The organism is Roseovarius sp. MBR-6, from assembly GCF_040547525.1.
Classification (GTDB): domain Bacteria; phylum Pseudomonadota; class Alphaproteobacteria; order Rhodobacterales; family Rhodobacteraceae; genus Roseovarius.
Genome location: NZ_JBEPPW010000051.1, coordinates 1 through 4868, shown reverse-complemented (window position 1 = coordinate 4868; position 4868 = coordinate 1). Strand labels below are relative to the sequence as shown.

At 60.2% G+C, this 4868-nt stretch carries 5 protein-coding genes; 2 read left to right on the top strand and 3 right to left on the bottom strand.

What is annotated here, in order from left to right:
- Window positions 1-86 precede the first annotated feature (86 nt).
- From gad to ABIE57_RS20240, 3 genes are all read right to left on the bottom strand, one after another.
- Window positions 87-1259, bottom strand: coding sequence for a glutamate decarboxylase (gene gad, locus ABIE57_RS20250; protein WP_354540839.1), 1173 nt, complete (start codon window positions 1257-1259; stop codon window positions 87-89).
- Window positions 1260-1557: 298 nt separating this feature from the next.
- Window positions 1558-2679 carry a baeRF11 domain-containing protein gene (locus tag ABIE57_RS20245; protein WP_354540838.1) on the bottom strand — a complete coding sequence of 374 codons (1122 nt, stop codon included), beginning with the start codon at window positions 2677-2679 and terminating at the stop codon, window positions 1558-1560.
- A 222-nt stretch (window positions 2680-2901) separates the two neighbouring features.
- Window positions 2902-3264 (bottom strand): hypothetical protein, encoded by a 363-nt coding sequence (locus ABIE57_RS20240; RefSeq protein ID WP_354540837.1) that lies wholly within the window; start codon window positions 3262-3264, stop codon window positions 2902-2904.
- 405 nt (window positions 3265-3669) lie between these two features.
- On the opposite strand from ABIE57_RS20240, the gene ABIE57_RS20235 reads away from it, so the two are divergent.
- On the top strand, window positions 3670-4062 hold the full coding sequence (locus ABIE57_RS20235) for a DUF3775 domain-containing protein (RefSeq protein WP_354540836.1): 393 nt from the start codon (window positions 3670-3672) through the stop codon (window positions 4060-4062).
- Window positions 4063-4152: 90 nt separating this feature from the next.
- Entirely contained in the window at window positions 4153-4839 is a 687-nt protein-coding gene (locus ABIE57_RS20230) for a cation:proton antiporter domain-containing protein (protein ID WP_354540835.1), read from the top strand.
- Window positions 4840-4868: the final 29 nt, after the last annotated feature.

Genomic DNA, 4868 nt, shown 5'->3' with positions numbered 1-4868 from the left:
ATGGGCCCATATCCTTCTCACCGGCGAGTACAGATGGCCAAAACAATGATCCCAGTCCTTAGCGTACTATTCTGCACTCTCCGGCATCAGACCCCATAAAGCGTGAAACCTTGACCCTCGTCCTTCAACCTGTAGGCGACAGCAGGAAGACCGCCGTGGCCGTCATAGACCATCTCGAAACAACCCATTTCAGCCAGCTGTTCAGCCAGCCATTGGGCGGTGTCCGAGCAGGCCTGCTGGACAGCCGTGTATCCATCCATTCCAAGGCGCAGAAAGTCGTAATACTGCGCGATGATCTGGCCACCGGGGCGCGAGAAGTTCAGCGCGAAGGTGGGCATGTTGCCGCCAAGGTAATCGACATAGAAGATCAGTTCTTCGGGCAGATCGTCCTGCGTCGCCCAGATCACCCAGCCGACACCCAATGGCGCCAGGCCGTATTTGTGGCCGGAGGCATTGATCGAGCGGACCCGATCCAGCTTGAAATCCCAGACGATGTCCTTCTGAATGAACGGTGCGATGAACCCGCCCGAGGCCGCATCGACGTGAATCGGAATATCAAGTCCGAGGTCGCGCTGCATTGCGTCGAGTTCCGCTGCCAAGGCCTCGACCGGCTCATAGACACCGGTGAAAGTGACCCCCAGCGTGGCAACGACACCGATCGTGTTCTCGTCGCAATATTTGCGCAGATCTTCTGGCTTCAGGCCAAGGGCGTCACCCTCCAGCGGCACCTCGCGGATCTCGACGTCAAAGTAACGCGCGAATTTCTTCCAGCAGATCTGCACCGGACCGGTCACGATGTTCGGCTTGCTCGCGTCCTTGCCTTCCGCCTCCCGGCGCTTGCGCCACTTCCATTTGAACGCCAATCCACCGAGCATGGCGGCCTCACTGGATCCGGTCGTGGAACAGCCTATCGTCTGCCGCGACTTCTCTGCGTGCCAGAGGTCGGCAAGGATATGGACGCAGCGTTTCTCTATCTCGGCGGTTTGCGGATATTCATCTTTGTCGATCATGTTCTTGTCGATTGCGTCCGCCATCAACGCCTTGACCTCATCCTCGACCCAGGTCGTGCAGAAGGTCGCAAGGTTCTGGCGCGCATTCCCGTCGAGCAGAAGTTCGTCCCGGATAAGGGCGTAGGCCGCACGCGGTTCGGTTCGACCTTGCGGCATCCGAAACTTTGGCAGGATGCTTTGTGACGCCTCGGTTGCGTAAATGTCTAGAAGGCTGGAGTCGTCGGCTAGATCAACGCGGTGAATGGGCATTGGTTTGTTCCTTTGAAGCTCAATTCATCTCCAGCGGAGAAAGTGCCGCCTCGCTCTTGTTTACGAACGCAAGAATGCGACCCGGTCTCCGTACATCGTGTGCTCGGGCAATCTGGTGCTCCTGCGTGACTTCGGGGCGGCATGCCTTACTGCATGCCAGCGCCGACGACGGATGCGTCGAGCGTCCAGATTGCGTAGTGCAAGATGAGCGATCCGGTGCTGATAGAGATTAGCCCCGGTCTAGGCGGGCAAGCCATCGACGCAGAATCGGAGGTTCTGCCCAGTGCTCCCAGGCACTTCAAACCGGATAGCGCAGGATCGCGGCCACTGCGGCGCAATCAGGCATGTCCGTGCGTCGCACAGCCAGAACCTTGCCTCCCGCGAGGATCACCCTTCCAGTTATCTCGTCGAGCACGCCGTAGCTGGCCGCGCCTGGCATCGTTGCGAGGGTGACTTTCCCGTCCGTCTCGGCCACTGTACCGGGAATGACTTCGTCGATATCGACGAGCAGAAGCTCTACTGCGCCGAAGGTGGCGGCGCGCGCAACGGCCTGCAGATCACTGATGGCGCGATTCGAACCAACTCGCTCGTGAAAGAGGGCGGTCGCAGCTTCGATCTGGGCAGCGTAGTGCCCATCCAGAACCGACCTTGCGGAACTCGCGAGCGCGCTTTCGCTCATATCGTCGGGGCTTGCGGGAATCCCCTCGGCCAATAAACCCGGATAGCTGTTAACTGACCGAAAGATCGGTCCCAACGGCTCGGTTGCGGCGAGAATGAGAGGCGTTTCCCGGCCTTTCAGGACCGGGCGGAGGGCGGCGTCCACCTTGCGCAGGTACTTGAGCAACAGCGACTTCTGGCCCTGGGCGTTTCCATGCCCGGAGCCCATGCCCGGGTTGTTGACCGAAGCGCGACCGGTGGCGTCGGCGGCGCTGCCGGGCAGGTTCGGCACGCCGACTACCGTTGCAGGATGGTCGGCGAACATCTCGACCAGACGGACATCGTTCTCGGACAAGGCCAGAACGAAGGCATGCTGGGAAAAGGCCATCGCGCGCAGCAGCGGCTTGAGGTGGAAGCGATCCGACACCTCGACCGTATTGGTGACCTCTGTCGCCAACCGGAAGGTCCGCAAGCTGTCCGGGGTGGCAAGTATCGCGAGGCCGTTGGCCTGAATCCGCCAGAATTCGTCATCCTCGTCCAGTGCAAGAAGGTTTTCTTCCAGCGCCGCGCGACGGCGCTTGTCAAATCCTGCGGCATCGAGCTGTTCGAATGCCGTGCGAGTCAGATTGCCGAACGAGATACGGCTGAGAGTGACATTCTGGGTCTCGGGTGTCGTCGGCAGATAGATCGACACACACGTATCAGCGCGTGTTTCGATCAGCCCCCGGATTTCGGAGTTGGTTGGAATATCGACATGAAGCATGAATTGTCCTTTCGGGGATCTTTCCGCGTCGCTGCATGCGTACCGGAGCCGCTGTGGGCCGGGTCTGTCACGCGCTGACCCTACAATGCGGCGATGACAGTCGATGATGGCCAACCACAGCCACGGTCCAGCCGTCTGCAGCACCTTGTTCGGCGACCTGCCAAACCTGTGACGCACGTGGAAGGATCGTTCGCCACCGCTGGATAACGGGTCGTCGCCCTGTCAGCGCGTTTTTTTCGTCTCGGGCGCAGGCAGGTTTTCGGCGCCTGCGGTCTTCTCGTCAGAAGCGGTTGAATCGCGCGGCTCGGGCCCACCCCAGCGCGGAATTGTCAGCTTGTTGTCGAGCTGCCGTCCGGGGAGCCGTCTATCGCCCGGCGTGTCGAAGGCATCTTCACCGAGGCCCAGACCCGTTCCGGCATGGGTTTCGCCGGTGGATCCGCCAAGATCGAAGCCGGGCCTGTCGGTCCCTTGGCCGCGGTCGTTGGTCGAAGCGTCGCCTTCTTGGGCCTTTTCGCTCGACTTTGCCACGTCCTCGGTCTTTGCAGAGGGTCTTGATGACTTGGACGGCTTTTGATCTTTCTTCATGCACTTGATCCTTTGGATAGCGCTTGGGGCGCGGTTTGCCGACGTGCGGACAGTAATCCCATTGATCCGCGAAAGTGCCCGGTTCCTTGCCCGCCCGAGTGCCCACCACAGCCCAAAACAGTTCGCGTGGGCGAAGTGAGCATTCTAATGCCACCGTCACCACGTGAAGTGTAAGTCAGCCAGGCCGCCGGTGTGCTGATCCAGATCAGCAGGCAGGGCATCATCATAATGGATGAGCTTCTCCTTCAGCAATACGCCGGGTCCGAGACAGCCCTTCGCCAATCGGCCAGTTCCGCCTGCGTCGAGAGCGCTGCCAGAGCGAATGCGCGCAAGGCGTCATGATCGAAATCAGTGCCACGCCTCGGCTACCTGCTACCCTGAAAGCGCAACGAACAGGAGATACCGATGACCGCGCTGCCCTTTAACGATACCCGGATCGAAGAACTGGTGCTGCGGTTCAACGCCGTCATGGCGAAGGATGGGACCGATATCTCCGACCTTGGCGGGAATGCCACGGACGACGAAGTGACCGCGACCCTGCAGGAAACCGAGGGCGATCTGAGCCGCAACGAGATCACCCAAGAAATCGAAAGCATGAACGACGAACAGCAGGACGCGCTGGTCGCGTTGTTCTGGATCGGCCGTGGCGATGCGGAACCCGCCGCCTGGGAGCAGACCAAAGCCCTCGCTCGACAACAGCACGAGGGGCTGGTGAGCCGCTATCTTCTAGGCAGGCCGATGGTGGGTGAGTACCTCACCGAAGGTCTGGAAAAGATGTTGGAATATGGTGTCGACTGAAGTGCGGATGGATGCCTTTGGTCAAGTGACTGTCAACAACGTCCGCCGCTCGAACGTGGTCCTGCCCAACAGCTGGCAGCGGTGAACGCGATGACCCAATTCGAGCTTGTCGCGATCCTGCTGGTTCTGACGGCCCTGTTCAGTTGGGTCAATTTCCGGCTGGCGTTGTTGCCGCACACCATCGGCCTGCTCGTGATGGGGCTTGGCGCTTCGCTGGTTGTCATCGGTGCCGAAGCGGCAATGCCGGGGCTGTTCGATTATGAAGGTCTGGCAGCCCTCCTACGCCAAGTTGATTTTCAGCAAACCGTTCTTGAAGGCATGCTCGCATTCCTCTTGTTCGCAGGCGCGTTGCATGTCGATTTGGTCAGCCTACGCAGCCGTGCGCTGACCATTGGCACGATGGCAAGTTTGGGTGTCGTGGTGTCCACTGCGATCATCGGATGCGTCGTTTGGGCCGCATCCGGCGTGCTGGGTGTCGCGATCTCATTGCCGTGGGCGCTTGTTTTCGGGGCGTTGATCAGCCCGACCGACCCGGTCGCGGTCCTTGCCACTTTGAGAGAGGTGAAGGTTCCCGAGGATCTCAAGATCGTGATGAAGGGCGAGACCCTGTTCAACGACGGTGTGGGCGTGGTGTTGTTCGCCGTCCTTGTCCACGCAGCCTCGGGTGACGGTTTCGACGCCCTACAAGTGGGCGAGATGTTCGTGGTTGAAGTGTCAACGGCGGAGACAAAACCGGCCACGTGGCGGTGCAAAAGTAGGCCAGTGGCGGGGCACTAAGCGCCATGGCGCGTGCGCTGCCCAAATAG

Bases quoted from the DNA above. Each gene is read 5' to 3' on its own strand.
- ABIE57_RS20240 (WP_354540837.1), bottom strand. From the start codon at position 3,264: ATGAAGAAAGATCAAAAGCCGTCCAAGTCATCAAGACCCTCTGCAAAG.
- gad (WP_354540839.1), bottom strand. From the start codon at position 1,259: ATGCCCATTCACCGCGTTGATCTAGCCGACGACTCCAGCCTTCTAGAC.
- ABIE57_RS20235 (WP_354540836.1), top strand. From the start codon at position 3,670: ATGACCGCGCTGCCCTTTAACGATACCCGGATCGAAGAACTGGTGCTG.
- ABIE57_RS20230 (WP_354540835.1), top strand. From the start codon at position 4,153: ATGACCCAATTCGAGCTTGTCGCGATCCTGCTGGTTCTGACGGCCCTG.
- ABIE57_RS20245 (WP_354540838.1), bottom strand. From the start codon at position 2,679: ATGCTTCATGTCGATATTCCAACCAACTCCGAAATCCGGGGGCTGATC.